This window comes from Arthrobacter sp. JB02-1C (assembly GCF_057748045.1).
In genome coordinates this window covers 3,145,486-3,169,006 of record NZ_CM173235.1, presented here as the reverse complement: position 1 = coordinate 3,169,006, position 23,521 = coordinate 3,145,486, and the positions used below count along the sequence as shown (strand labels likewise).

Sequence of the window (23,521 nt, the reverse complement as noted above, 5' to 3'; positions counted from 1 at the left end):
ATAACAACATGCAGCAGGCCGCTGCCGGACCCAGGGCGCTGACCGTATACCGGCAGGAGCGCTCCCTGGGCGCAGCGCAGGACCTGGATCTGGCCCTCGAACTGCTGCAACGGGTGCGGGCCGGAACCTCGGGGCCGCTGCTCCGGTTGTACCGCCCCGCGCCCACGGTGGCCTTCGGCCAGCGGGACACGCACCTGCCCGGCTTCGAGACGGCGGCCGCGGCGTGCGGCAGGCTGGGATTCGAGCCCCTGGTCCGCAAGGCCGGCGGCCGGGCTGCGGCGTACCACGAGGGGACGCTGGTGATAGATCACCTTGAGCCCGACGCCGATGCGATCGCCGGCGCCAAGGGGCGGTTTTCCTTTTTCGGTGAGCTCCTGGCCCAGGCGCTCCGCGACGCGGGGGTGGACGCCGCCGTCGGGGAGATCCCGGGCGAATACTGCCCGGGCGAGTTCAGCGTCCATGGCCGGGACGCACTGGACCCGTCGCGCCGAATCAAACTTATCGGCACCGCACAACGCGTCGTATCGGGCGGCTGGCTCTTCAGCTCGGTGATCGTCGTGGAGAACTCCACCCCGATCAGGGAGGTGCTCGAGGCCAGCTATGCGGCACTGGGCCTGGAGTGGGACCCGTGCACGGCCGGGGCGGTCAACGACCTTGTCCCGCACCTGGACGTCGCCGCCGTCGAGGCAGCCGTACTGGCCGCCTACGGACGTTACGCACCCCTGGACTACCGCGACTTCGGCGCCCTGCCCGGCTAGCGGTCCAGAGCCGCTGTCGCGCCGTGGTGGGAGAAAGTATGCGGTTGCCTCGCCTCGGGCTCTGGCCGCGGATGAGGTTTCGGGCAGATCATGGAGGTGTCTGCCGCGGTGGACGCCGGTTGGTCTGTGGTGCTGTGGTTGAGCCTGTCGGCTAGCGTGGCGCGGAGGGCTCCCACGGGAACCGTGGATTGTTGCCTTTGGAGCACGAGTGTTAGATTCCTCTGTTTTCCCTGTCCTCCCCTCGGCAGACGCCGACATGACGAGATCAAAGGTGTCAGGAGGAACAGTCATGGATATCGTCCACGAGCGGGCCGCGGGAATGGACATTTCCAAACGCGACGCAAAGGTCTGTCTCCGGCTTCCCGGGCAACGGGCCGGAACCTACACCTCCACGGTCACGACCTGGGGCGCAACCACAGGCCAGATCCTTGCCCTGCGGGACTTCCTGGAACGCGAACACGTCACCACGGTCGTCATGGAAGCCACAAGCGATTACTGGAAACCCTTCTTCTATCTCCTCGAAGAAACGCTGCCGGTAATGCTGGTCAACGCCAAGGCCGCAAGGAACATCCCGGGCCGAAAAACCGATGTCTCTGACGCAGGTTGGCTCGCCCAGCTCGGCGCCCATGGCCTGCTCCGGGCCTCGTTCGTCCCACCCGAACCGATCCGTGAACTGCGGGACCTGACCAGGGCCCGGGCCATTGCCATCCGTGACCGGACCCGTGAGATCCAGCGGCTGGAGAAGTTCCTGGAGAGCTCCGGGATCAAGCTCTCCTCCGTCGTCTCGGACCTCACCGGCGTGTCGTCCCGGGCGATGCTCGAAGCCCTCATCGACGGCGAACGCAACCCGGAGGTCCTCGCCGGCCTCGCTAAAGGCACCCTGCGCTCAAGAATCCCCGAGCTCGTCGACGCACTCACCGGCCGGTTCAAGGCCCACCACGCGTTCATGGCCCGGCTGCATCTGGACCAGATCGATGCCCAGTCCCGCATCGTCGACGCACTCACCGGCCGGATCGAAGAGGCGATGACACCCTTTCGTGCCGCCAGGGAATTCCTGGCCACCATCCCCGGAGTCTCCCTCAAAGTCGCCGACGTGATCATCGCCGAAACCGGCGCGGACATGTCCCGCTTCGAAACCCCCGGCCGGCTCGCATCCTGGACCGGCGTCTGTCCCGGCTCCAACGAATCCGCCGGCCGGATCAAATCCGCACACATCCTGCCCGGCAACAAATACCTCAAAGCTGCCCTCGGCACCGCGGCCCTGTCCGCTTCCCGCAGCAAGGACACCTACCTGGCCGCCAAATTCCGGCGCATCGCAGCCCGCCGAGGCCCGATGAAAGCCATCGTTGCGCTGGAACATTGCATTCTCACAGCGGCGTGGCACCTACTCGCCGACGGCGAATGCTACGCCGACCCCGGCGCCGACCACTTCACACGCCTCGACCCGATCAAAGCTAAAAACAACGCCATCAAGAAACTCAACAGCCTCGGCTTCGACGTCACCATCACCCCGGCCGCCGCAGCCTGACAACCCTTACTTTCGTATTAGCTCCGGCGCAGGCCCAACACTCCCGCCCAGCTCGCAAGAAAGACCACCATCGGAGTGATGCGGGCCACAGATTACACACACTTCCGACGCTCGGCAAGGCGGCTGCCGGTGCGTGACGACACAAAGCTCCGCGCTTGACTTTTTTACGTGAGCTATCCCACACTGAAGCGGCCGGATGATCCTTCGGGGTCGACGCCGGCGGCCGTGCGGGCCCTGGTACGTGGTTAAGCGGAGTTGACCTCCAAGCCACTGCGTCGTCCGCATCACAACAAAATGAAAGTGCTTATGATCTGCGGCGGGAGAGTCCTGCCGGTACATTCAGCAGGCGCCGTAGGAGCAAATCCTCCCCAGGAATCTCTCAGGCCCCCGTACCGCCGCGGATAGGCAACTCTGGAAAGCAGCAAGTGCGCCATCTGGCGCGCTGGCTCACCGAAGGTGCAAGCCGGTCCTGGCGACAGGACCAGCGGAAACTCTCAGGTCCCAGACAGAGCGGGGAGGAACCCGGATCATCGTGGCGCGGAGGTGCCACTTGAACGATGGAGTTCCTCATGACGATTCATTCACCAGTTTCAGCCAAGGTTGAAACTCCCCACCTTGAGCGCCAGCTCAGCAACCGGCACATCCAGCTGATTGCGATCGGCGGCGCCATTGGCACCGGCCTGTTTATGGGCTCCGGCAAGACCATCTCGGCGGCGGGACCCTCGGTCATCTTCGTCTACATGATCATCGGTTTCATGCTCTTCTTCGTCATGCGGGCCATGGGCGAGCTGCTGCTGTCCAACCTGCACTACAAGTCCTTCAGCGATTTCGCGGCCGATTTGCTCGGCCCGTGGGCCGGCTTCTTCACCGGCTGGACCTATTGGTTCTGCTGGGTCATCACCGGAATCGCTGACGTTATCGCCATTGCCGGGTACTCCAAGGAACTCTGGCCGGGAGTGCCGCTGTGGATCCCGGGCCTGGTGACGATCGCCATCCTGCTGCTGCTGAACCTGACCACCGTGAAGGCCTTCGGTGAGACCGAGTTCTGGTTCGCCCTCATCAAGATCATCGCCATTGCGGCGCTGATCGTGGTGGGCCTGTTCATGATCTTCAGCGGTTTCAGCTCCGACGCCGGACCGGCCACCTTCACGAACCTCTGGAGCCATGGCGGCTTCTTCCCGAACGAATTCATGGGCTTCGTAGCCGGTTTCCAGATCGCCGTCTTCGCATTCGTCGGCATCGAACTCGTCGGCACCACGGCGGCCGAGGCCAAGGACCCGGAAAAGAACCTGCCCAAGGCCATTAACTCCATCCCGATCCGGGTTCTGCTTTTCTACGTCGGCGCACTGATCATCCTGATGTCCGTCATCCCGTGGACCCAGTTCGCCGCGGGCCACAGTCCCTTCATTGCCATGTTCTCCCTGGCCGGCCTCGGCGCCGCAGCCACGGTGGTCAACCTGGTGGTCCTGACCTCGGCGATGTCATCCGCCAATTCCGGCATCTACTCCACCTCACGCATGGTTTACGGACTCGCCCAGGAAGGCGATGCACCGGCCCGTTTCGGCGCGCTGTCCCGCCGCAAAGTACCCCAGAACGCCCTGTTCCTGTCCTGCGTACTGTTGCTCGCCGGCGTCGTCCTGATGTACGCCGGGGACAACATCGGTAAGGCCTTCGAGATGGTCACCACCGTGTCCGCGGTCTGCTTCGTCTTCGTCTGGTCGATCATTCTCGCCAGCTACCTGGCCTTCCGCCGGCGCCGCCCCCACCTGCACGCGGCATCCAAGTTCAAGATGCCCGGCGGCGTGCCCATGGTTTGGGTGGTCTTCGCTTTCTTCGCCTTCGTGCTGTGGGCGCTCACTACCCAGCCGGACACGCTGGAGGCGCTGCTGGTGACGCCGGTTTGGTTCGTAGTGCTCGGCGTGGCGTGGGCTGTCCTGCGCCGTCGGCCGAGCCACCTGGCCCGCTACCAGGCATTCCAGGCGGACCTGCAGTCCGAGCAGGACATCGCTGCGGACCTCCAGGCGGAGGCCAACAAATGACCGCCGGATCCGCCGCACTGCCGGCTGGCTCCGCCGCGGCAGGCGCCGCCGCGGAAGGACCGGAGGCGCCGGGCACTGAGTTCGTCCTCACGCTCGACTGCGCCGAATCGCCCGGGATCATCAACTCGGTCTCAAAGTTCCTGCTGGAGCACGGCTGCAACATCGTTGATATCAAGCAGTTCGGTGACCGGCAGGTGGAACACTTCTTCCTGCGGGCACACTTCGTCTCCTCAGGCCCGGCAGACGTCGAGGACCTCAGGGGAGGCTTCGCTGCGGTGGCGGCGGAGTGGAAGATGAACTGGCGCCTGGAACGCCACGGCAGGAAACAGCGGATCCTTGTCATGGTCTCCAAGTACGGCCATTGCCTGAACGACCTGCTCTTCCGGGCACGTATCGGTGACCTGCCGGTCGAGATCGTCGCCGTCGTGTCCAACCACCAGGACCACGAGGATCTCGTCGCCTGGCACGGGATACCGTTCCACCATGTTCCCGTGACCCGGGAAACCAAGCCGGAGGCCGAGGCCACGCTGCTGGACCTGGTCGACTCGTACGACGTGGAGCTCGTCGTCCTGGCCCGTTACATGCAGGTGCTCAGCGACAACCTCACGGCCCGGCTCACGGGCAAGGCCATCAACATCCACCACTCCTTCCTGCCGAGCTTTAAGGGCGCCAAGCCGTACCACCAGGCGTATGAACGGGGCGTCAAGACCGTGGGAGCAACCGCACACTACGTCAACTCGGAACTGGACGAGGGGCCGATCATCGCCCAGCAGGTGATCGAGGTGGATCACACCTACACGCCGGCGGATCTGGTAGCCGTGGGCCGCGACGCCGAATGCAAGGCGCTGACGAACGCCGTCCGGTGGCATGCCGAAGGACGCATCATTCTTTCGGGCAACAGGACCGTCATCCTTCGCTAAGACGGTTTCCGCTCGATCACGCGAGGCCATCCGGTCAGCCGGGTGGCCTCGCATGCTGAACCTGGCGGCGGCGGCTTCCCGAAGCCGCTGCCCAGGTATGACTGCCCGGCGCCTCGCGCCGCCCACTTCTTGGAGTTTCTTATGACGGTTCAATCTCCTGCGCCCATTTTCGGGCTCTCACCCACGCTTTCTTCAGCCCACGACGCCGGGCATGGGACTGAGCTTCCAGCACGGCTGGAAATCATACCCGCCGACGGCATCGTCGCCCGGATCCAGGCCAGCCTTCCTCCGGGCTCGACCCTGACGGTCACCTGCCTGCCCCACCACGGCGTCCGTCCCACGGTGCGGACGGCCCTCCAGCTTCGCGGGCTGGGATATGACGTGGTTCCACACCTCGCCGCGCGAAGCCTTGAGAGCCGCGCGGAGCTCGCCGGTATCCTCAAGGATTTCGAAAGCGCCGGGATCACCGAAATTGTCGCCGTCGGGGGTGAGATGGCGCGCACCGACGGCCCGTACACGACCAGTGCCCCGATGCTCGAAGACATCGCCCAGATCTCGGCGGGCCGGACCGTCGTCGGCATCGCCGGCTATCCGGAAGAACATCCGCAGCAGAGCCAGCTCCAGATGCTTGATGCGCTGCTGGAAAAACAGCACCTTGCCACCAGCGTCGTCACGCAAATGTGCTTTTCGTCCGCCCGGATCAGCTGGTACGTCGAGTTGTTGCGCCGTGAAGGCGTCACCTTGCCGGTGTGGGCCGGAGTCGCCGGATCTGTGCCACGGGCCAAACTCATCTCCCTGGCCACCAGCATCGGCGTCGGGCCCTCGTTGCGCTTGGTCAGTCGCAGGGGACCGCTCGCGCGGCGGTTTCTCGACGGAGGGAACTACTCGCCCCGGCGCCTGGTGGCCGAGTTGACTGCCGTCCAGCCGGGGCTGGCCGGGGTTCACCTGTACACGTTCAATAACCTGGAGCCGTACTCGGTGGCCCGCGTCCCCGGCGACTACGCTGGCGGTACCGCGGCGCCCGCCGCAGCAGCGACGGGGCGCCGATGACGGCCACCGAGCTCCTTGCCCCCGGGTTCCAACACGCAGGGCGACGGCCGTCCTGGGCCCGGTTTCCACGCGGCCTGCCGGTACGGATTACTGCGGGCGGCACCGACCTGGGGCAGGGAACGGTTGACGGTGCGATGCCCGACGGATCGGCGCTGTGGATCCAATTCCACGGTTTGGAAGGCCGCCGCATGTTCCACCGCGACGACCAGATCCAGATCCAGGTGGGCTAGCAGCGGTTTTCTGCCCGGCGCCCGGCCTTGGCGCCCGGCCCGGGCCACCGGCCCCGGCCGGGATGGCCCAGGCCCGGCGCCGTGTCAGTGCCCGCGCGCGATCCATTCGGCCAGGTGCGGCGCCTCTGCCTCAATGCTCGTCGAATCGCCGTGCCCGGTGCGCACCACGGTCTCCGCCGGCAGCGTGAGCAGCCGGTCCTTGATCGACCCGACGATGGTGGGGAAGTCGCTGAAGGACCGTCCGGTGGCGCCCGGGCCGCCCTGGAACAGCGTGTCGCCGGTGAAGACGGTGCTCTCGCCGGCGAGGTAGAAGCTCACCGACCCGGGCGAGTGCCCCGGCGTGTGCAGCGCCACCAGGCGGGCGCCGGCGACGTCGAATTCCTCGCCGTCCTCGATGCCGTGATCCGGCTCGGTTCCGGGGAAGACGCGGTCCCAGAGCATCCAGTCGTCCCGGTGCAGGTACACCGGTGCGTTGACCAGGCCGCGGAATTCGCCGACCGCGGCGATGTGGTCGTCGTGGCCGTGGGTGAGCAGAATGGCGGTGACGGTGCGGCCCGCGACGGCGTTCGCGATGGTCGCGGCGTCGTGGGCAGGATCGATCACCAGGCATTCCGCGTCATTGCCGACGATCCAGACATTGTTATCCACGTCCCACGTGCCGCCATCGAGCGAGAACGTACCGGCGGTGACGAGCCGTTCGATCCTGAGCCCCTCCACCGAGGTGCCGCTCACAGTTCGACCACCGAGCGCAGCACCGCGCCGGTGTGCATCTTCTCGAAGGCTTCCTCGATCTGGTCGATCGTGATCCGCTCCGTCACGAAGGCGTCCAGGTCCAACCGGCCCTGCCGGTAGAGATCAATCAGCATCGGGAAGTCCCTGGACGGCAGGCAGTCGCCGTACCAGGACGACTTCAGCGAACCTCCCCGGCCGAAAACATCCAGCAGCGGCAGCTCAAGGGTCATCTCCGGGCTGGGGACGCCGACCAGGACCACGGTGCCGGCGAGGTCGCGGGCGTAGAAGGCCTGCTTGTACGTTTCCGGCCGCCCGACGGCGTCGATCACGACGTCGGCGCCGAAGCCGCCGGTCAGTTCGCGGATCGCCTCGACCGGGTCCACGCCGGAGGAGTCCACGGTGTGGGTGGCGCCGAGTTCCTTGGCGCGTTCGAGCTTCTTGGCGTCGATGTCCACGGCGATCACGGTGGTGGCGCCGGCGAGCGCTGCCCCGGCAACGGCGGCCACGCCGACGCCGCCGCAACCGATCACGGCGACGGAATCGCCGCGCTGGACGTTGCCGGTGTTGATGGCGGCGCCGAGGCCGGCCATCACGCCGCAGCCGAGCAACCCGATGGCGGCGGGGTCGGCGTCGGGGTCCACCTTGGTGCACTGGCCGGCGGCGACGAGGGTCTTCTCGGCGAAGGCGCCGATGCCGAGCGCGGCGGTGAGTTCGGTGCCGTCCTCAAGGGTCATCTTCTGCGCGGCGTTGTGCGTGTTGAAGCAGTACTGCGGTTCGCCGCGGCGGCAGGCACGGCACTCGCCGCAGACGGCGCGCCAGTTCAGCACCACCCGGTCACCGGGGGCCACCTCGGTCACGTCGGGGCCGACGGCGCTGACCACGCCGGTGGCCTCATGGCCGAGCAGGAACGGGAAGTCGTCGTTAATGGCGCCCTGCTTGTAGTGCAGGTCGGTGTGGCAGACGCCGCAGGTGAGGACATCCACGAGGGCTTCGCCGGGTCCGGGTTCCGGCACCAGGATGGTCTCCAGGGTGACCGGGGCGTTCTTGGACCTGACGACTGCGCCTTTGACGCGATGGACCATGGGTGGCTCCTTTCATGACTGCCCGAGCGGCAGGAAACGGCACGGCGCGGGCTCCTGGGTTCGGGAGTCCGCGCCGTCGATGATGCGGTGGCTTTGTCCTACAAGGGGTCAGGCCGCGAGGCGGCTCTTGACCTCGGCCGCGGACGGGTTCGTGGCCGCGGTGCCGTCCGGGAAGAGCACGGTGGGCACGGTGCGGTTGCCGCCGTTGAGCTGCTCGACCAGTTCGGCGGTGCCTTCGACTTCTTCGATGTTAATCTCCGTGTAGCCGATGCCCTGGGCGTCCAGCTGCTTCTTAAGCCGGTTGCAGTAACCGCACCAGGTGGTCGAAAACATGGTGATGGTGCCGGAATCGGGGGTGAAGTCCACGAAGTTCTCCTCAAGCTGATGGGTGCTGCCGGCCGACAGCCGGATATCACTTTGAACAACCGTAACCCGCCGGGGTGTATTCCCGCAGGCGCTGTCCACCGGCGGCGGGCCGGGCACTTTTCCGCGGCGCCGCCCGATGGCATGCTGGTGGCATGTGTGGACGCTACGTGATGGCCCGGGCCGTCGGGGACCTGCTGGCTGACTTCGACGCCGAGCTGGAGGAAGAGGTGCACGTGCCGCCGTCGTGGAACGTCGCGCCGACGGCGGATGTGCCCATTGTCCTGGAGCGGCTGGTGGACGGTGTTCCGGTCCGGCAGCTGCATGTGGCCCGGTGGGGGCTGGTGCCGTCGTGGGCCAAGGACCCGCGCATCGGCTCCAAGATGATCAATGCCCGCAGCGAGAGCGTGCTGGAGAAGCCCGCCTTCCGCAAAGCTACCCGGTCCCGGCGCTGCGCGGTCCCGGCCGACGGCTACTACGAATGGAAGGGCGAAGGCCGCGGCAAGCAGCCCTACTACGTGCACCCGAAAGACGGCAGCCCGGTGGTCTTTGCCGGCCTCTATGAATGGTGGAAGGACCCGTCAAAACCCGAGGGCGACCCGGGCCGCTGGCTGCTTTCGACCTCGATCATGACCACCGACTCGCCGCCGGAAGGCTACGCGGGCGGGGTGCTGGCGGAGCTGACCGCCCTGCACGACCGGGTCCCGCTGCCGATGGACCGCCGGACCATGGAGACCTGGCTGGACCCGCAGGCGGACGACGCCGCGGCCTTGGTGGGCCTGGTCCGTGCCGGCGCCCACGACGTCGCCGAGGGCTGGCGGATCGACGCGGTGGGTCCCGCCGTCGGCAACGTCAGGAACGACTCCCCGGAGCTGATCGAGCCGGTCGGCAGCCTGTTCTAGCGGCTGGCCGGGCCGGCACCTAGACGGTGACCCCGCCGTCGGCGTCGACCGTCCAGGTGGGGTTGAACGCGACCTCCCAGCGGAAACCGTCCGGATCGGCGAAGTACCCGGTGTAGCCGCCCCAGGGCTGGGTCCTCGGGGCCACCACCACGACGGCGCCCGCGGCCTGCGCCTGGCGCATGACGCTCTGCACTTCCTCGGCGCTGCCGACGTTGTGGCTCAGGGTGATGCAGGGGACGCCGGCGGGGGCATCGGTTGCCGCCTCGGCCTGCATCTGCCCGGCGTTCCAGAGCGAGAGGATGAGCCCGTGGTTTGCCTGCAGGAAGACCACCTCGCCGGGAACCTCGCGGTGGAGGGGCCAGCCGAGGCCATCAACGTAGAAACGGCGCGAGGCGTCAACGCTGCGGACGCCCAAGGAGATGAAGTCGACTCGTGGATGCATCACGCGCTCCTGTCATCCGCCCGGCCGCACGGCCCGGGGACGGCTATCAGAGCGACTCCTCGACGGGCACGTTGGCCTGGTAGTCCCTGCCCTCGCAGTCGCTGTACGCCGACATCAGATGGCCCTTAACCAGGCCCCGCACCGTGCTGATTGGAAAGGTCCCGATGATGGTGTTGCCGGAGTGCTCCACGCCCTTGAGGTCGAAGTTCTCCTCCGTGCCGTCGTGGCTGAAGCAGAAAAAGGACACCGCCTCGCCGTTCATGAACTCGATTTCCATCCGGCGCTGGTGGGAGTGGTCCGGAGTGGCCGCCACGAGCCCCACCACGTAGGCGCCGGAACTCGGGATGTTCCCGTCGATAGCGAACGTCGCCACCAAAGTTGAATCCTTGGCGGCGACGGTTACGTGCTTCAGGAGTGCATTGTGGGAGCTCATGGCTCAATCCTGCTACCTGCACCGGTGTCCGTCCACCCCCGATCTAGGTTTTGTCCGCTGACCGTCGTAGACTGGAAGTATTCGAAAGTATGTTCGAATGACTGCTTTCGGATGACCTTCGAGTCCACTGCAAATACTCAACTCAAAAGTGCCCACTCAAGACCCTTGTTTGGCGGCACGTTCCGGGAGGCGCCATGGGGATGTTCAGCGAATCGGTGGATGTCGCCTGCACGCCTGCCGGCCAGCCGGAGTCCCTGGACTGGGCGGGGCGGCACTATGTCCTCTGCGCCGAGCCGGTCCGCTGGTTTGAGCGGCGCCAATGGTGGGCAGAGGAACAGCGCGCACCACTGGGCAGCGGCCCAGGACTGGTGGACCATGAAATCTGGCGGGTCCAGGTCCAGCTCCAAACGCGCGGACGGGACCGGGACCGCGGTGCCGGGAATCCGGAACGGACCATCACGCTGGACCTGAGCCGGCACCTGGGCAGTGGCCGCTGGCGGCTGCTGCGGATCCACGACGCCCTGGCGCCATTCCCAAGGTCCGAATCGGCATGAGCTTCACCCATCTGCACGTTTCCACCGCCTTCAGCGCCCACTATGGGGTGTCCTGGCCGGAGGAGCTGGCCGCGGCGGCCGCCGCCGACGGTGCCACGGCCCTGGCCTGCACGGACCGCGACGGACTCTACGGCACGGTCAAACACCTGAAGGCCTGCATGGCGTCAGGGCTCGACCCGGTGGTGGGGGTGGACCTCGCCGTCTTCGCCGACGATGGTGACCTCCGCACCCAGCTCGGGGGGCGCGTCGTCGTGCTGGCCCACGGACAGAACCACGGCGCCGGCTACCGCGCACTCTGCCGGCTGGTCTCCGACGCCCATGCCCGCACCTCGGGCAAGGCCGGGGGAGCGGTGCCTGTTGCCGTCACCCGCGCTGAACTGGCATCGCGCGCCCTGGATCCGCACACCCTGAAACCAGTCCTGACCGTGCTGGTCGGGCCGGACTCCGACGTCGGCCGTGCCATGGGCGGGCGGCGCTACCTGCGCCCCCGCACCCTTTTTAAACGCTGGCTCGATGCCATGCCGCCGGGAACCCTCGTGGCCGAGGTCGTCTCGCAGCTCAGCCCGCCGGGTGAGCCGTTGAGCACGGCCCACGCCGTACGAATGCTCAAACTCGCCGCGGAACACTCCGTTCCGGCGGTGCTGAGCAACGCCGTGCGGTACTGCGCCGAGGACGGTGCAGCGACGGCCGATGTGCTGGACTCGGCCCGGACGCTGAAATCCCTGCCGGAGCTCTCCGCCGCACCCTTGCTGCAGCCCAACGGGCAGGGCTGGCTGAAATCCGCCGCCCAGATGCAGCGGCTCGGCCAGGAAATCATGCACGCCGCCGGATATGGCGCCGCGGACCTGAAAAGCCTGCTGGCTCACACCGAGGCGCTCGCGGACCGCTGCCGGATCGATCCTGCCGCGGACATGGGCTGGAAGCAGCCGGTCGTGCCGGAGGCCGCGGTGATCGGGATCGCGGGGGACCCGATCGTGGAGCTGGCGCAACGCTGCGAGGCGGGCATCGGACGGCGGTTCCCGGGCATCACCGGGGATCCCGCCACAGCGCTGCGCGCCCGGCTGGAGCACGAACTGCGGATCATCGACAGCCTGGGCTTCGCCGCCTACTTCCTCACCGTCGCCGAGGTCTCCCGGATGATCCAGGACATGGGGGTCCGGGCCGCAGCCCGCGGCTCCGGTGCCTCCAGCCTGGTCAACTTCCTGATCGACGTCAGCCAGGTCAATCCGCTGCAGCACGACCTGATTTTCGAACGTTTCCTGTCCCGGGACCGCGCCACCCTCCCGGACATCGACATCGACGTCGAAAGTGCCGAACGGCACAACGTCTACCGGAAGATCTTCGAGCGTTTCGGGTCCGAGCGCGTAACCCTGATGAGTATGCAGAACGGCTACCGGGCCCGCGGCGCCGTGCGGGACGCGGGCCTGGCCCTGGGCATGGAAGGCGCCGACATTGATGAGATCGCGAAGCAGCTGTGGCGGTTCTCGGCCCGGAACTTCCGCGAGGCCCTGGTGGAAAAGCCGGAGCTGAAGGAATTCGCCGGCCGGGTGGAGCAACGGGACTTCAGCGGGAACCAGCAACTGGACCTGCTGGTGGACCTGACCGAACGGCTGGACCGGCTGCCGCGGCACATCTCGATGCACCCCTGCGGTGTCATCCTGGGCGACGCGACGCTGCTGGACCGCACCCCGGTCCAGCCCAGCGGGCTCGGCCTGCCGATGAGCCAGTTCGACAAGCACGACATGGACCCGATGGGCATGCTCAAACTCGACGTGCTCGGCGTCCGCATGCAAAGTGCCATGGCCTTCGCGGTCCGGGAAGTCATCCGCCTGCACCCGTCCAAGGCCGAGGTAGTCGCGGCCGGGCGGCACCCGCCCGGACCGGACGGCGGCGGGCCCGACTACATCGCCGCGGACGGCCGCATCGACCTCAACGCCGTCCCGCTCGACGACGAACCCACCTATGAGCTGATCCGCAGCACCCACACCCTGGGCTGCTTCCAGATCGAGTCCCCGGGCCAGCGGGAACTGATCGGCAAGCTGGCACCCCGGGAATTCAATGACCTCATCATCGACATCTCGCTGTTCCGGCCCGGGCCGATGAAGTCGGATATGGTCCGGCCCTTCCTGGAACACCGCCACGGCTTCGCGCCGGAGGTCTACCCGCACCCGGACCTCAAGCCCGTACTCCAGGAAACCCACGGGGTGACCGTTTTTCATGAACAGATCCTCAAGACTTTCCATGTCATGACCAACTGCGGCCTCGCCCGGGCCGACGAATTCCGGCGCGCCCTCGGCAACGAGGCGCTGGAAGGAAAGGTGGAGGAATTCTTCCGCCGCGAGGCACGTGTCCGGGGCTATACCCCCGAGGTGGTGGACAAGGTCTGGGGAACCCTGAAGGCATTCGGCAGCTTCGGTTTCTGCAAGGCGCACGGCGCGGCCTTCGCCGTGCCCACCTACCAGTCGGCCTGGCTGAAGACCCACCATCCCGAAGCCTTCCTGGCCGGACTCTGGGAACACGATCCCGGCATGTACCCCAAACGCCTGCTGGTGGCAGAGGCCCGGCGGCTGGGGATCCCCATCCTGCCGCTGGATATCAACCGCAGCCAGGCCGAATACCGGGTGGAACGGATTGAAACCGGGCCGGACCGCGGCAAGCTGGGGATCCGGCTGAGCCTGAACGGTATCTTCGGACTGTCCGGCGCCGAGCTGAAGCGGATCGTTGCCGGACAGCCCTATGACTCTCTCGCGGACCTCCGGGCCCGCTCCCGGATCAGCAGGCCGAGCATCCAGCGCCTGGCCCAGCTGGGGGCCTTCGACACACTGCACCGCGCCTCCGGCGGAACCGCCAACCGGGCCGACCTGGTCCAGCACCTGCAGCAGCTGCAGGTCCGGCCGCAGCGCAAGGGCGTGGAGGCCATGGCGGGCCAGCTGGCGCTGCCGCTGGGCGACGTCGAACTCCACAACCTCAAGGGCGGGCTGCCGGCGCCCACCCTGGTGGAAACCGTCCGGGCCGAACTGGACCTGATGGCGGTGGATGTCAGCGGGCACCTGATGGCCAGCCACCGGCCCCTGCTGGACCGGCTGGGCGTCACCACGGCGGATCAGCTGCTGGGACTGCGCAACGGCACCGAGGTGCTGGTGGCCGGGGTGCGGGTGGCCACCCAGACGCCGCCGATGCGCGGCGGCCGCCGGGTGGTGTTCATCAGCATCGATGACGGCACCGGCTGCGTGGACTCGGTGTTCTTCCACGAGGCCCAGGAACAGGCGGGTCCGCTGCTGTTCGGCACCCGGTTGCTGCTGATCCGGGGCACCACCCGGCGGACCGGGCCGCGCGGCATCAGCCTCAGTGCGTCCATGGCCTGGGACCTCAGCCGGACGGAGACGCTGCCGTACCCCGTCCCCGCGCCCGGCGCGCCGGGTCAGGAGCAGGCGGAGCCGCCCGGTCAGGGTCCCTTGGACGGGATTGGCCGGGACCTCGCCATCACCGGGCTCGGCGGCTGACGGGCTCGGGTTCGCATGACGGCCCGCGTTGGTTGGCCATCCCGAACCCGATAGCATGGACGAGGCTGGCTGTGGTCCCCGTACGCCACAAGCTACGAAGCCTAAACTTTGAATAGGAGACACCCGTGTCAGATGCCCAGCAGATCACCCTTCTCGTCGACGGCGAAGAGACCAAGGTGACTACCGGGACTACCGGCGCGGAACTCTTCTTTGAGCGCCGCGACGTCGTGGTAGCCCGCGTCAATGGCGAGCTGACGGACCTGGACCAGCCGCTGCCCGAGGGTGCCGCCGTCGAGGGTGTCACCATCGACTCCCCGGACGGCCTGAACGTGCTGCGCCACTCCACTGCGCACGTCATGGCCCAGGCCGTGCAGCAGCTGCGTCCCGGCGCCAAACTCGGCATCGGCCCGTACATCACCGACGGCTTCTACTTCGATTTCGACGTCGAGGAACCGTTCACCCCGGAGGACCTCCGACAGCTCGAAAAGATGATGCAAAAGATCATCAACCAAAACCAGAAGTTTGTCCGCCGGGTGGTGACCGAGGACCAGGCGCGGGAGGCGATGAAGGACGAGCCTTACAAGCTCGAACTGATCGGCCTGAAGGGCGCCGGTTCCGACGCCGACGGCTCCAGTGTCGAAGTCGGCGGCGGCGAGCTGAGCATCTACGACAACGTGGAGCGCAAGGAAGGCACCGTGGTGTGGTGCGATTTGTGCCGCGGCCCGCACCTGCCCAACACCAAGTTGATCTCGAACGCCTTCGCGCTGACCCGCTCCTCCGCGGCGTACTGGCGCGGCAGCGAGAAGAACAAGCAGCTGCAGCGGATTTACGGTACCGCGTGGCCCACCAAGGAGGCCCTCAAGGCCTACCAGGAGCGGATCGCCGAGGCCGAACGCCGCGACCACCGCAAGCTCGGCGCCGAGCTTGACCTCTTCTCCTTTCCGGACGAGCTGGGCTCCGGCCTGCCGGTGTTCCACCCCAAGGGCGGCATCATCCGCAAGACCATGGAGGACTACTCCCGGCAACGGCACGTCGACGCCGGCTACGACTTCGTTTACACCCCGCACATCACCAAGGGCCACCTGTACGAGGTGTCCGGCCACCTGGACTGGTACCGCGAGGGCATGTTCCCGCCAATGCACATCGACGCCGAACTGAACGAGGACGGCACCGTGCGCAAGCCCGGCCAGGACTACTACCTGAAGCCGATGAACTGCCCGATGCACAACCTGATCTTCCGTTCCCGCGGCCGGTCCTACCGTGAACTGCCGCTCCGGCTCTTTGAATTCGGTGCCGTCTACCGGTACGAAAAGTCCGGCGTGGTGCACGGCCTCACCCGGGTCCGCGGCATGACCCAGGACGATGCCCACATCTACTGCACCCGCGACCAGATGAAGGACGAGCTCACCAAGACGCTCAACTTCGTCCTGGGCCTGCTCAAGGACTACGGGCTGGAGGACTTCTACCTGGAACTGTCCACCAAGGACCCGGAAAAGTTCGTGGGCACCGAGGACGCCTGGGCGGAAGCCACCCAGACCCTCGCGGAGGTTGCCGAGGCGTCGGGCCTCGAGCTGGTCCCGGATCCGGGCGGAGCGGCGTTCTACGGTCCCAAGATCTCGGTGCAGGCCCGCGACGCGATCGGCCGGACCTGGCAGATGTCCACCATCCAGCTGGACTTCAACCTGCCCGAACGGTTCGAACTCGAGTACCAGGCCGCCGACGGCAGCCGGCAGCGTCCGGTGATGATCCACCGGGCCCTGTTCGGCTCCATCGAGCGCTTCATGGGCGTGCTCACCGAGCACTACGCCGGCGCGTTCCCGGCCTGGCTTGCACCGGTGCAGGTGGTTGGCATCCCGGTGGCCGAGGCCTTCAACGACTACATGTTCGACGTCGTCGACCAGCTCAAGGCGGCCGGCATCCGCGCCGAAGTGGACATCTCTTCAGACCGTTTCCCGAAAAAGATCCGTACCGCCAGCAAGGACAAGATCCCCTTCGTGCTGATCGCCGGCGGGGACGACGCCGAGGCCGGCGCGGTGTCCTTCAGGTTCCGTGACGGCAGCCAGGATAACGGAGTGCCGGTGGCGGACGCGGTGCAGCGGATCGTGGACGCCGTCCGCAACCGGACCAGGTAGCGGGGGAGCAGCACGTGCAGGAGACCACAGGTGACTACCCGGCCTACCCGGGTGACGACGGCGTAACCGACGATTTTGTCCTGGCCGGGGTGCCGGATGCCTTCCAGCGCCTGTGGACTCCGCACCGCCTGGCTTACATCAAGGGCGGGCAGCACCAGTTCAAAGACCAGAACGACTGTCCGTTCTGCGCGGCGCCGGAACGCTCGGACGGGGACTCCCTGATCGTGCACCGGGGCCGGTCCTGCTATGTCGTGCTCAACCTGTTTCCGTACAACCCCGGCCATCTCCTGGTCTGCCCGTACCGGCACATTCCGGACTACACCGATCTGACCGTCGAGGAGACCGCGGAGTTCGCGGAGCTGACGCAGACCGGGATGCGGGTGCTGCGCAAGGTCGCCAACCCGACCGGCTTCAACCTCGGCATGAACCAGGGCGTGACCGGCGGGGCCGGCGTCGCAGGACACCTGCACCAGCACGTGGTGCCCCGCTGGGGCGGCGACGGAAACTTCTTCCCGATCATCGCCCAGACCAAGGCCATCACCCAGACCCTCGGCGAAGTCCGCGAGCAGGTCGCCGAGGCGTGGCCGCAGGCCGCCGACGACCACAAGGCCGCCGATAACCAGCACGCGGGCCGGCCGATGCCTTCCGGGACGACGGATGCTCAATAGATACGCGCGGGGTTTCTTCACCGCCCTGTTCTCGCCGCTGGCCCGCTGGTTGCTGCGCAGGGGGGTCTCGCCGGACGCGGTGACAATCGTCGGCACCGCCGGCGTCGTGGTGGGCGCCCTGGTGTTCTACCCCCTGGGGCAGCTCTGGTGGGGAACACTGTTCATCACTGCTTTCATTTTCTCCGATGTCGTCGACGGCATCATGGCCCGGCTGCAGGAGCGCGGCGGCCGCTGGGGCAACTTCCTCGACTCCACCCTGGACCGCGTCGCCGATGGAGCGCTGTTCGCCGGCGTCGCCATCTGGTTCTTCACCGGAGGCGCCGACACGGCGATCGCCGTCGCCGCCCTCGTCTGCCTGGTCCTCGGCATGGTGGTCTCCTACGCCCGGGCCAAGGCGGAGGCGCTGGGTTTCGACGCCAACGTGGGCATCGCGGAACGGGCGGAACGGCTGGTCTCTGTCCTCGTGGTTACCGGGTTCACCGGCATCGGGCTGCCGAGGATGGTCCTGTTCGCCACACTCTGCCTGCTCGGCCTGGCCAGCTTTATCACCGTGGTGCAGCGCGTCGCCACCGTCCACCGGCAGTCCGCCGAAGAGTCGAAAGGAACGGCCAGCGAGCAGGCCGCCTGACGCCGCCTCCGGCCGCCCTGCGAGGCCGCCGAAACCCGGCTGCGGAACCCGGCTGCGGAGACCGTAACGCGAATTCAACCCCGCCATCGCGGGGACTAGTATTAGCTCTACCGGCCAATCGTTCCCGGTAATCCGGTGTGCGCGAGCCGGTGTATGCGAGATTCCCATCTGCGTGCCGTCCGCGTCCCGGCGAGGTCATCTATCTACCCATAGGGGTTTTTGTGTCTACACCTGATGTAAGCAGCGAAGCCGGCGCGTCCGCCAAGAACGTGACGGGCAGCAGCCGTGTTAAGCGCGGCATGGCGGAGATGCTCAAGGGCGGCGTCATCATGGACGTCGTCAACGTCGAGCAGGCCCGGATCGCCGAGGATGCCGGTGCCGTGGCCGTGATGGCGCTCGAGCGCGTTCCCGCCGACATCCGCGCCCAGGGCGGCGTGTCCCGCATGTCCGATCCGGACATGATCGACAAGATCATCGACGCCGTCTCCGTGCCGGTCATGGCCAAGGCCCGGATCGGCCACTTCGTCGAGGCCCAGATCCTGCAGTCCCTCGGCGTGGACTACATCGACGAGTCCGAGGTCCTCACCCCGGCGGACTACGCCAACCACATCGACAAGTGGAACTTCACTGTCCCCTTCGTCTGCGGCGCCACCAACCTCGGCGAGGCCCTGCGCCGCATCAACGAAGGCGCGGCCATGATCCGTTCCAAGGGTGAGGCCGGCACCGGTGACGTCTCCAACGCCACCACCCACATGCGCCAGATCCGGGCCGAGATCCTGAAGCTGGCCGCCCTGCCCGAGGACGAGCTGTACGTCGCGGCGAAGGAGCTGCAGGCCCCGTACGAACTGGTCAAGGAAGTTGCCTCCACCGGCAAGCTCCCCGTGGTGCTCTTCACCGCCGGCGGCATCGCCACCCCGGCCGACGCCGCCATGATGATGCAGCTCGGTGCCGACGGCGTCTTCGTCGGCTCCGGCATCTTTAAGTCCGGCAACCCGTCCCAGCGCGCCGCCGCCGTCGTGAAGGCCACCACCTTCTACGACGATCCCGACGTCATCGCGAAGGCCTCCCGCGGCCTGGGCGAGGCCATGGTCGGCATCAACGTCGACGAAATCCCGCAGCCGCACCGGCTCGCCGAGCGCGGCTGGTAACCCGCGCCATAGCTGCAAGTACCACGGCGGCCGGTCACCTTTTCGGGTGACCGGCCGCCGTCGTTCGTGTTCCCCGTCGACTGCTCCGGTACGGCCCTTTTCAGGCTCCAAAAGGGCGTCTACGGAGCAATCGATGAGGGGATCACTCGAGCCCGCGGCGTTTGAGCAGCGGTTCGATCCGGGCATCGCGGCCGCGGAAGGCCCGGAAGGACTCCAGCGGGTCACGGCTGTTGCCCCGGGAGAGCAGCTCGGCCCGGAAAAAGTCGCCGTTCGCCCGGGTCAGGCCGCCGTTTTCCTTGAACCATTCCACCGTTTCGGCGTCGAGCACCTCGCTCCAGATATAGGAGTAGTAGCCCGCGGCGTACCAGCCGCCGGCAAAGATGTGCTGGAAGTAGCCGGTCCGGTAGCGCGGCAGGATCAGGCTGTGCGCCACACCCGCCGCGGCGAGGGCCTTGGCCTCGAAGCCCAGCGCGTCGTCCGGGATCTCGGTGCTGTCGAGAACGTGCCAGGCCAGGTCCAGCAGCGCCGCGCCGAGGTACTCGGCGGTGCCAAAGCCCTCGCCCCAAAGCGCGGCCGCATTGAGCTTGTCCACTGTCTCCTGCGGCAGCGGCTCGCCGGTGGCGTGGTGCCTGGCGTAATTGGCCAGCACTTCGGGCCACATGATCCACATTTCGTTGACCTGCGAGGGGTACTCAACGAAGTCCCGCGGCACCGAGGTGCCGGCAAACCGGGGATAGGTCACGGACGAGAAGAGACCGTGCAGGGCGTGGCCGAACTCGTGGAACGTCGTGCGCAGCTCGTCCAGGGTCAGCAGCGTCGGCTCGCCGGCCGGCGGCTTGGAGATGTTGAGGTTGTTGATGACCACCGGGCGGGTGTTCAGCAGGCCGGACTGGTCAACGAGCGAGTTCATCCAGGCTCCACCGCGCTTGGAATCGCGGGTGTAGTAGTCGCCCAGGAACAGGCCCAGCTCCGAACCGTCGGCATTCCTGACCTCCCAGACCCGGACGTCCGGGTGGTACCCCGCAAGGTCGGTGCGCTCATGAAGGGTGATCCCGTACAATGCGTTGGCGGCGAAGAAGACGCCGTCCCGCAGGACGCGGTCCAGTTCGAAGTAGGGGCGCAGGGCCTGTTCATCCACCGAGTACCGTTCACGCTTCACCCGGGCCGAGTAGTAGGCCCAGTCCCAGGCCTCCAATGGATGCCCCGCGGCCTCGGCCAGGGCCTCCGCCTCAGCGTCAGCATTCCGGACGGCGGCCGGAGCGAGGCGGTTCAACATGGCCTGCACGGCCTGGAAATCCGGTGCGGTCTGCTGGTCGACGACGAGCTCGGCGAAGTTGTCGAAGCCCAGCAGTGTGGCCTTCTCGGCACGCAGCCGCACCATGTCCTTGACCAGGTCCAGCACATCGAGGCTGCCCCCGCCGCTGCCGCGGCCGATGGAGGCCTCGTAAAGCCGGCGCCGGACCTCCCGGTTCTCCAGCGCGGCCAGCGCGGGCTGGTTGCTGGGCAGGATCAGGGTGAGCAGGAACTTGCCCTCGTGCCCGGCGGCCCGGGCGGCTTCGGCAGCGCTGGCGACGTCGTCCGCGGGAAGCCCGGCGAGCTGGGCCGCATCGTCCAGGAGCAGCGAGGCGGATTTCATGCCCTCCTTGGCCCGTTGGCCGAATTCGGTGCCGAGGCTGGACAGTTCCGCATTGATGGCCCTGAGCCGGGCCTGGCCCGCAGCGTCCAACTGGATGCCGGACTGGCGGAACTCCTTGAGGTATTCGGCTACCAACCGGCCGGACTCGGGGTCGAGCCGGTCAGTGTCGATGGCGGCGAAGCGCTCGAACAAGCCGCGGTTCAGGTACACGGCGTCCTGATGGGCGTAAAACGCGGGGGAGAGCAGGGTCTCCAGTTCCCGGATGGGTTCCGAGGCGTCCGCGGAGACCACGGTGAAAAAGGAGGCCGCTGCCCGCTGCAGCAATGTCCCGGAACGCTCCATCGCCAGCGCCGTGTTCTCGAACGTCGCCGGCTCCGGGTTTGCGACTATAGCCTCGATTTCGGCCAGGTGTTCGGCAAGGCCGGCTTCCACGGCCTCGGCGTAGTGCCGGACCTCGATCTCAGCGAAAGGCGGCAGTCCGTACGGCAGGGCGCTGGACGTCAATAAGGGATTGGTCATGAAGTGACTCTTTCATGCTGACCGGGTGTTCTCAATGACGCATTGCGCGTGTTGTGATCCGGCGCACCGTACGATGAGGCATGCAAAAACTCGCTACTTCACCGCGTGGGCGCCTCCTTGCCGGCGCCGGCGCGCTGTTCCTGTCGGTTGCCCTGGCATCATGTGGCCTCGCCGCCGGACCCGACGGGGGAGCGGGGGCGTCCAATCCGGAGGCGTCCCATCAGGACGCGTCCCCGGGGTCCGCAGCTGCCGGGACGCGGCCCGGAACGCCGACGGCGGCTCCCACCCCAACGCCGACCCCAACGCCGGGCAAGGGCCCGGCCTGCGCGGCCATCCGCTGCACCTCGGTCCTGGTGACCGGCGACATGCTGGTCCACGCCCAGCTCTGGGACCAGGCCCGCGCGGACGCCCTCGCGACCGGCGCCAAGGGCCTGGACTTCGGACCGCTGCTGGAAGGCCAGCGGAAGTACATCGAAAAAAGCGACCTGGCGATCTGCCATCAGGAGACCCCGGTCGCCGGACCCACCGGGCCGTTCTCCGCCTACCCCTCCTTCAACGTTCCGCCGCAAATCATCACCGCCGCCCAGCAGGTGGGATACCAGGCGTGCACCACGGCCAGCAACCACACCATCGACCGGGGGACCGCCGGGCTGGTCCGCACCCTGGACGCCCTCGACGCCGCCGGGCTGCAGCACACCGGGTCCTACCGCACCGAGGCCGTCTCCACCGGCGTGCTGATCCTGCAGACCGCCGCGGCGAAGATCGCGGTGATTGAGGGCGCCTACGGCCTCAACGGGCAAACGCCGGAGCAGCCCTGGCAGGTGGACATGCTCGACCCTGACGCCATGATCGCCAAGGCACGGAAGGCCCGGTCAATGGGGGCCGACATCGTCCTGGGCGTGATGCATGCCGGGGACGAGTACGCCAGCGAGCCGAACGCCGAGCAGCGCGACGTCGCGCACGCCTTGGTCGACAGCGGGCTGTTCACGATGATCTACGGGCACCACACCCACTCCGTGCTGCCGATCGAACAATACAAGGGCACCTGGATTGTCTACGGCCTGGGCAACGGCGTCACCGAACTTTCACCGTCCTACGTGGTCAACAATGAAGGCCTGCTGGTCCGGGCGCAGTTCAGCCAGGATGCTTCCGGCACCTGGACCACCGCGGATCTCGCCTGGGCCCCGTCCGTCATCGTCCGTGGACCCTACCGGTGGTGCTCGGTGGCCTCCGATGCTCCGCAGGGTCCCTGCGCCGGTGCCGCCGCGGACGCGGCCACCCGGCAGCGGACCAAGACCGTGGTGGAATCAATGGGCGCCGCATCCGCCGGTGCGCACGAACTGCTGATCACGAAGGAGCGATAGGCATGGACTCCCTGGAAACCGGAACGGAACGACGGCGTGAAGTCCGGTCGGGCGACGCCCGGCTCGCCGTCTTCGAATACGGCCGGCAACCCGGTCCGGACGTGCCCAGCCTGCTCATGATCCATGGCTACCCTGATGACCACCGGGTGTTCCTGGCTGCCATCGGCGAGCTCGCGCCCACCCACCACGTCATCGCCTACGACACCCGGAACGCCGGTAAATCCGCCGTCGACCCCGGCCCCGGCGACTACTCCCTCGCGACGCTGGTGGACGACGTGTTTGCCGTCCTCGCCGACGCCGGCGCCGCCGGGGTGCACCTGGTGGGCCACGACTGGGGCTCGATCCAGGGCTGGGCCGCCGTGCAGGATCCGCGGGCCGCCGGACTGATCCGCCGGTACACCAGCATCTCCGGCCCGGACCTGCGGCATTTCTCACGCTGGATCCGCACACGGTCCCGGAACCCGCGGGCCTGGCCGCAGATGGCCGGACAGTTGCTCCGCAGCTGGTACATCGGAGCTTTCCTGCTGCCGGTCCTCCCGGAGGCGGCCTGGCGGTTATTCCTCACGCGGCGCTATGAGCGAGTGGCCAGGCGCGGCGTCGGTAACGACCCCGTCCGCGGGCTGGCCCTGTACCGGACCAATATGTTCCGCGCACAGAACTGGCCGCCGGCCGCCCGCGTGACGATCCCGGTCCAGGTGGTGGTGCCGGCCCGGGACCCGTTCCTGTCCCCGGACCTGGTGGAGGACCTCGACGGCTGGGTGGACGAGTTGTCAGTGGTGAGCGTGGACAGCGGCCATTGGTGGCCGGCGACCCGGCCGGCAGAGTTCGCGCAACTGCTCCGGAACAGCGAGGCCGGACACTGACGACGGCGCCGCTGGTGCAGTCCTCCC

General features: G+C 67.3%; 21 protein-coding genes and 1 riboswitch. Of the genes, 15 read left to right on the top strand and 6 right to left on the bottom strand.

Annotated elements, in window-relative coordinates; all coding sequences use genetic code 11:
• The first annotated feature begins 8 nt into the window (after nucleotides 1-8).
• The 6 genes from AC3ANP_RS14820 to AC3ANP_RS14795 all read left to right on the top strand — a co-directional run bounded on the left by AC3ANP_RS14820 (nucleotide 9) and on the right by AC3ANP_RS14795 (nucleotide 6,525).
• A complete protein-coding gene (locus AC3ANP_RS14820; RefSeq protein WP_488333078.1) occupies nucleotides 9-758 on the top strand; it encodes a lipoate--protein ligase family protein in 750 nt (249 codons plus the stop codon).
• Between the two features lie 289 nt (nucleotides 759-1,047).
• On the top strand, nucleotides 1,048-2,286 hold the full coding sequence (locus AC3ANP_RS14815) for an IS110 family RNA-guided transposase (protein WP_488330904.1): 1,239 nt from the start codon (nucleotides 1,048-1,050) through the stop codon (nucleotides 2,284-2,286).
• A 307-nt stretch (nucleotides 2,287-2,593) separates the two neighbouring features.
• Nucleotides 2,594-2,691: riboswitch (glycine riboswitch) on the top strand.
• A 164-nt stretch (nucleotides 2,692-2,855) separates the two neighbouring features.
• Nucleotides 2,856-4,325, top strand: a complete 1,470-nt coding sequence (cycA, locus tag AC3ANP_RS14810) for a D-serine/D-alanine/glycine transporter (protein WP_488330903.1) — start codon at nucleotides 2,856-2,858, stop codon at nucleotides 4,323-4,325.
• Nucleotides 4,322-5,245: a formyltetrahydrofolate deformylase gene (purU, locus tag AC3ANP_RS14805; protein WP_488330902.1), complete on the top strand. Its 924-nt coding sequence runs from the start codon at nucleotides 4,322-4,324 to the stop codon at nucleotides 5,243-5,245. Before cycA ends, purU begins: the two co-directional genes overlap by 4 nt.
• A gap of 141 nt (nucleotides 5,246-5,386) precedes the next feature.
• The gene (locus AC3ANP_RS14800; RefSeq protein WP_488330901.1) at nucleotides 5,387-6,295 is read left to right on the top strand and encodes a methylenetetrahydrofolate reductase; all 909 of its coding nucleotides are present in this window, start codon (nucleotides 5,387-5,389) and stop codon (nucleotides 6,293-6,295) included.
• Nucleotides 6,292-6,525, top strand: coding sequence for a hypothetical protein (locus AC3ANP_RS14795; protein ID WP_488330900.1), 234 nt, complete (start codon nucleotides 6,292-6,294; stop codon nucleotides 6,523-6,525). Before AC3ANP_RS14800 ends, AC3ANP_RS14795 begins: the two co-directional genes overlap by 4 nt.
• Nucleotides 6,526-6,609: 84 nt before the next feature.
• Here the strand turns inward: AC3ANP_RS14795 and AC3ANP_RS14790 are convergent, their stop codons facing one another.
• From AC3ANP_RS14790 to AC3ANP_RS14780, 3 genes are all read right to left on the bottom strand, one after another.
• On the bottom strand, nucleotides 6,610-7,257 hold the full coding sequence (locus tag AC3ANP_RS14790; RefSeq protein WP_488330899.1) for an MBL fold metallo-hydrolase: 648 nt from the start codon (nucleotides 7,255-7,257) through the stop codon (nucleotides 6,610-6,612).
• Entirely contained in the window at nucleotides 7,254-8,339 is a 1,086-nt protein-coding gene (locus AC3ANP_RS14785) for an S-(hydroxymethyl)mycothiol dehydrogenase (RefSeq protein WP_488330898.1), read from the bottom strand. Before AC3ANP_RS14785 ends, AC3ANP_RS14790 begins: the two co-directional genes overlap by 4 nt.
• A gap of 108 nt (nucleotides 8,340-8,447) precedes the next feature.
• On the bottom strand, nucleotides 8,448-8,705 hold the full coding sequence (locus tag AC3ANP_RS14780) for a mycoredoxin (protein ID WP_056739948.1): 258 nt from the start codon (nucleotides 8,703-8,705) through the stop codon (nucleotides 8,448-8,450).
• A gap of 170 nt (nucleotides 8,706-8,875) precedes the next feature.
• Here AC3ANP_RS14780 and AC3ANP_RS14775 point away from each other — a divergent pair, with 170 nt between their 5' ends.
• Nucleotides 8,876-9,604 carry an SOS response-associated peptidase gene (locus AC3ANP_RS14775; RefSeq protein WP_488333077.1) on the top strand — a complete coding sequence of 243 codons (729 nt, stop codon included), beginning with the start codon at nucleotides 8,876-8,878 and terminating at the stop codon, nucleotides 9,602-9,604.
• Nucleotides 9,605-9,623: 19 nt separating this feature from the next.
• Here the strand turns inward: AC3ANP_RS14775 and AC3ANP_RS14770 are convergent, their stop codons facing one another.
• On the bottom strand, nucleotides 9,624-10,046 hold the full coding sequence (locus tag AC3ANP_RS14770) for a VOC family protein (RefSeq protein WP_488330897.1): 423 nt from the start codon (nucleotides 10,044-10,046) through the stop codon (nucleotides 9,624-9,626).
• Between the two features lie 46 nt (nucleotides 10,047-10,092).
• The gene (locus tag AC3ANP_RS14765; RefSeq protein ID WP_488330896.1) at nucleotides 10,093-10,479 is read right to left on the bottom strand and encodes a hypothetical protein; all 387 of its coding nucleotides are present in this window, start codon (nucleotides 10,477-10,479) and stop codon (nucleotides 10,093-10,095) included.
• A gap of 194 nt (nucleotides 10,480-10,673) precedes the next feature.
• On the opposite strand from AC3ANP_RS14765, the gene AC3ANP_RS14760 reads away from it, so the two are divergent.
• From AC3ANP_RS14760 to pdxS, 6 genes are all read left to right on the top strand, one after another.
• Nucleotides 10,674-11,033: a DUF6504 family protein gene (locus tag AC3ANP_RS14760; RefSeq protein WP_488330895.1), complete on the top strand. Its 360-nt coding sequence runs from the start codon at nucleotides 10,674-10,676 to the stop codon at nucleotides 11,031-11,033.
• Nucleotides 11,030-14,536: a DNA polymerase III subunit alpha gene (locus AC3ANP_RS14755; RefSeq protein ID WP_488330894.1), complete on the top strand. Its 3,507-nt coding sequence runs from the start codon at nucleotides 11,030-11,032 to the stop codon at nucleotides 14,534-14,536. The genes AC3ANP_RS14760 and AC3ANP_RS14755 overlap by 4 nt, the downstream gene beginning before the upstream one ends.
• A 125-nt stretch (nucleotides 14,537-14,661) precedes the next feature.
• Entirely contained in the window at nucleotides 14,662-16,668 is a 2,007-nt protein-coding gene (gene thrS / locus AC3ANP_RS14750) for a threonine--tRNA ligase (RefSeq protein WP_488330893.1), read from the top strand.
• A gap of 14 nt (nucleotides 16,669-16,682) precedes the next feature.
• Nucleotides 16,683-17,336: an HIT family protein gene (locus tag AC3ANP_RS14745; RefSeq protein WP_488330892.1), complete on the top strand. Its 654-nt coding sequence runs from the start codon at nucleotides 16,683-16,685 to the stop codon at nucleotides 17,334-17,336.
• Nucleotides 17,326-17,964 (top strand): phosphatidylinositol phosphate synthase, encoded by a 639-nt coding sequence (pgsA, locus tag AC3ANP_RS14740; RefSeq protein ID WP_488330891.1) that lies wholly within the window; start codon nucleotides 17,326-17,328, stop codon nucleotides 17,962-17,964. Before AC3ANP_RS14745 ends, pgsA begins: the two co-directional genes overlap by 11 nt.
• Before the next feature lie 221 nt (nucleotides 17,965-18,185).
• Nucleotides 18,186-19,112, top strand: coding sequence for a pyridoxal 5'-phosphate synthase lyase subunit PdxS (gene pdxS, locus AC3ANP_RS14735; protein WP_488330890.1), 927 nt, complete (start codon nucleotides 18,186-18,188; stop codon nucleotides 19,110-19,112).
• A gap of 142 nt (nucleotides 19,113-19,254) precedes the next feature.
• Here pdxS and AC3ANP_RS14730 read toward each other — a convergent pair whose 3' ends face one another.
• Nucleotides 19,255-21,267, bottom strand: a complete 2,013-nt coding sequence (locus AC3ANP_RS14730; RefSeq protein ID WP_488330889.1) for a M3 family metallopeptidase — start codon at nucleotides 21,265-21,267, stop codon at nucleotides 19,255-19,257.
• A gap of 80 nt (nucleotides 21,268-21,347) precedes the next feature.
• Between AC3ANP_RS14730 and AC3ANP_RS14725 the strand changes: the two genes are divergently transcribed.
• Both AC3ANP_RS14725 and AC3ANP_RS14720 read left to right on the top strand, forming a co-directional pair.
• Nucleotides 21,348-22,631, top strand: coding sequence for a CapA family protein (locus AC3ANP_RS14725; RefSeq protein ID WP_488330888.1), 1,284 nt, complete (start codon nucleotides 21,348-21,350; stop codon nucleotides 22,629-22,631).
• Nucleotides 22,632-22,633: 2 nt separating this feature from the next.
• Nucleotides 22,634-23,494: an alpha/beta fold hydrolase gene (locus tag AC3ANP_RS14720; RefSeq protein WP_488330887.1), complete on the top strand. Its 861-nt coding sequence runs from the start codon at nucleotides 22,634-22,636 to the stop codon at nucleotides 23,492-23,494.
• The last annotated feature ends 27 nt before the right edge of the window (nucleotides 23,495-23,521 follow it).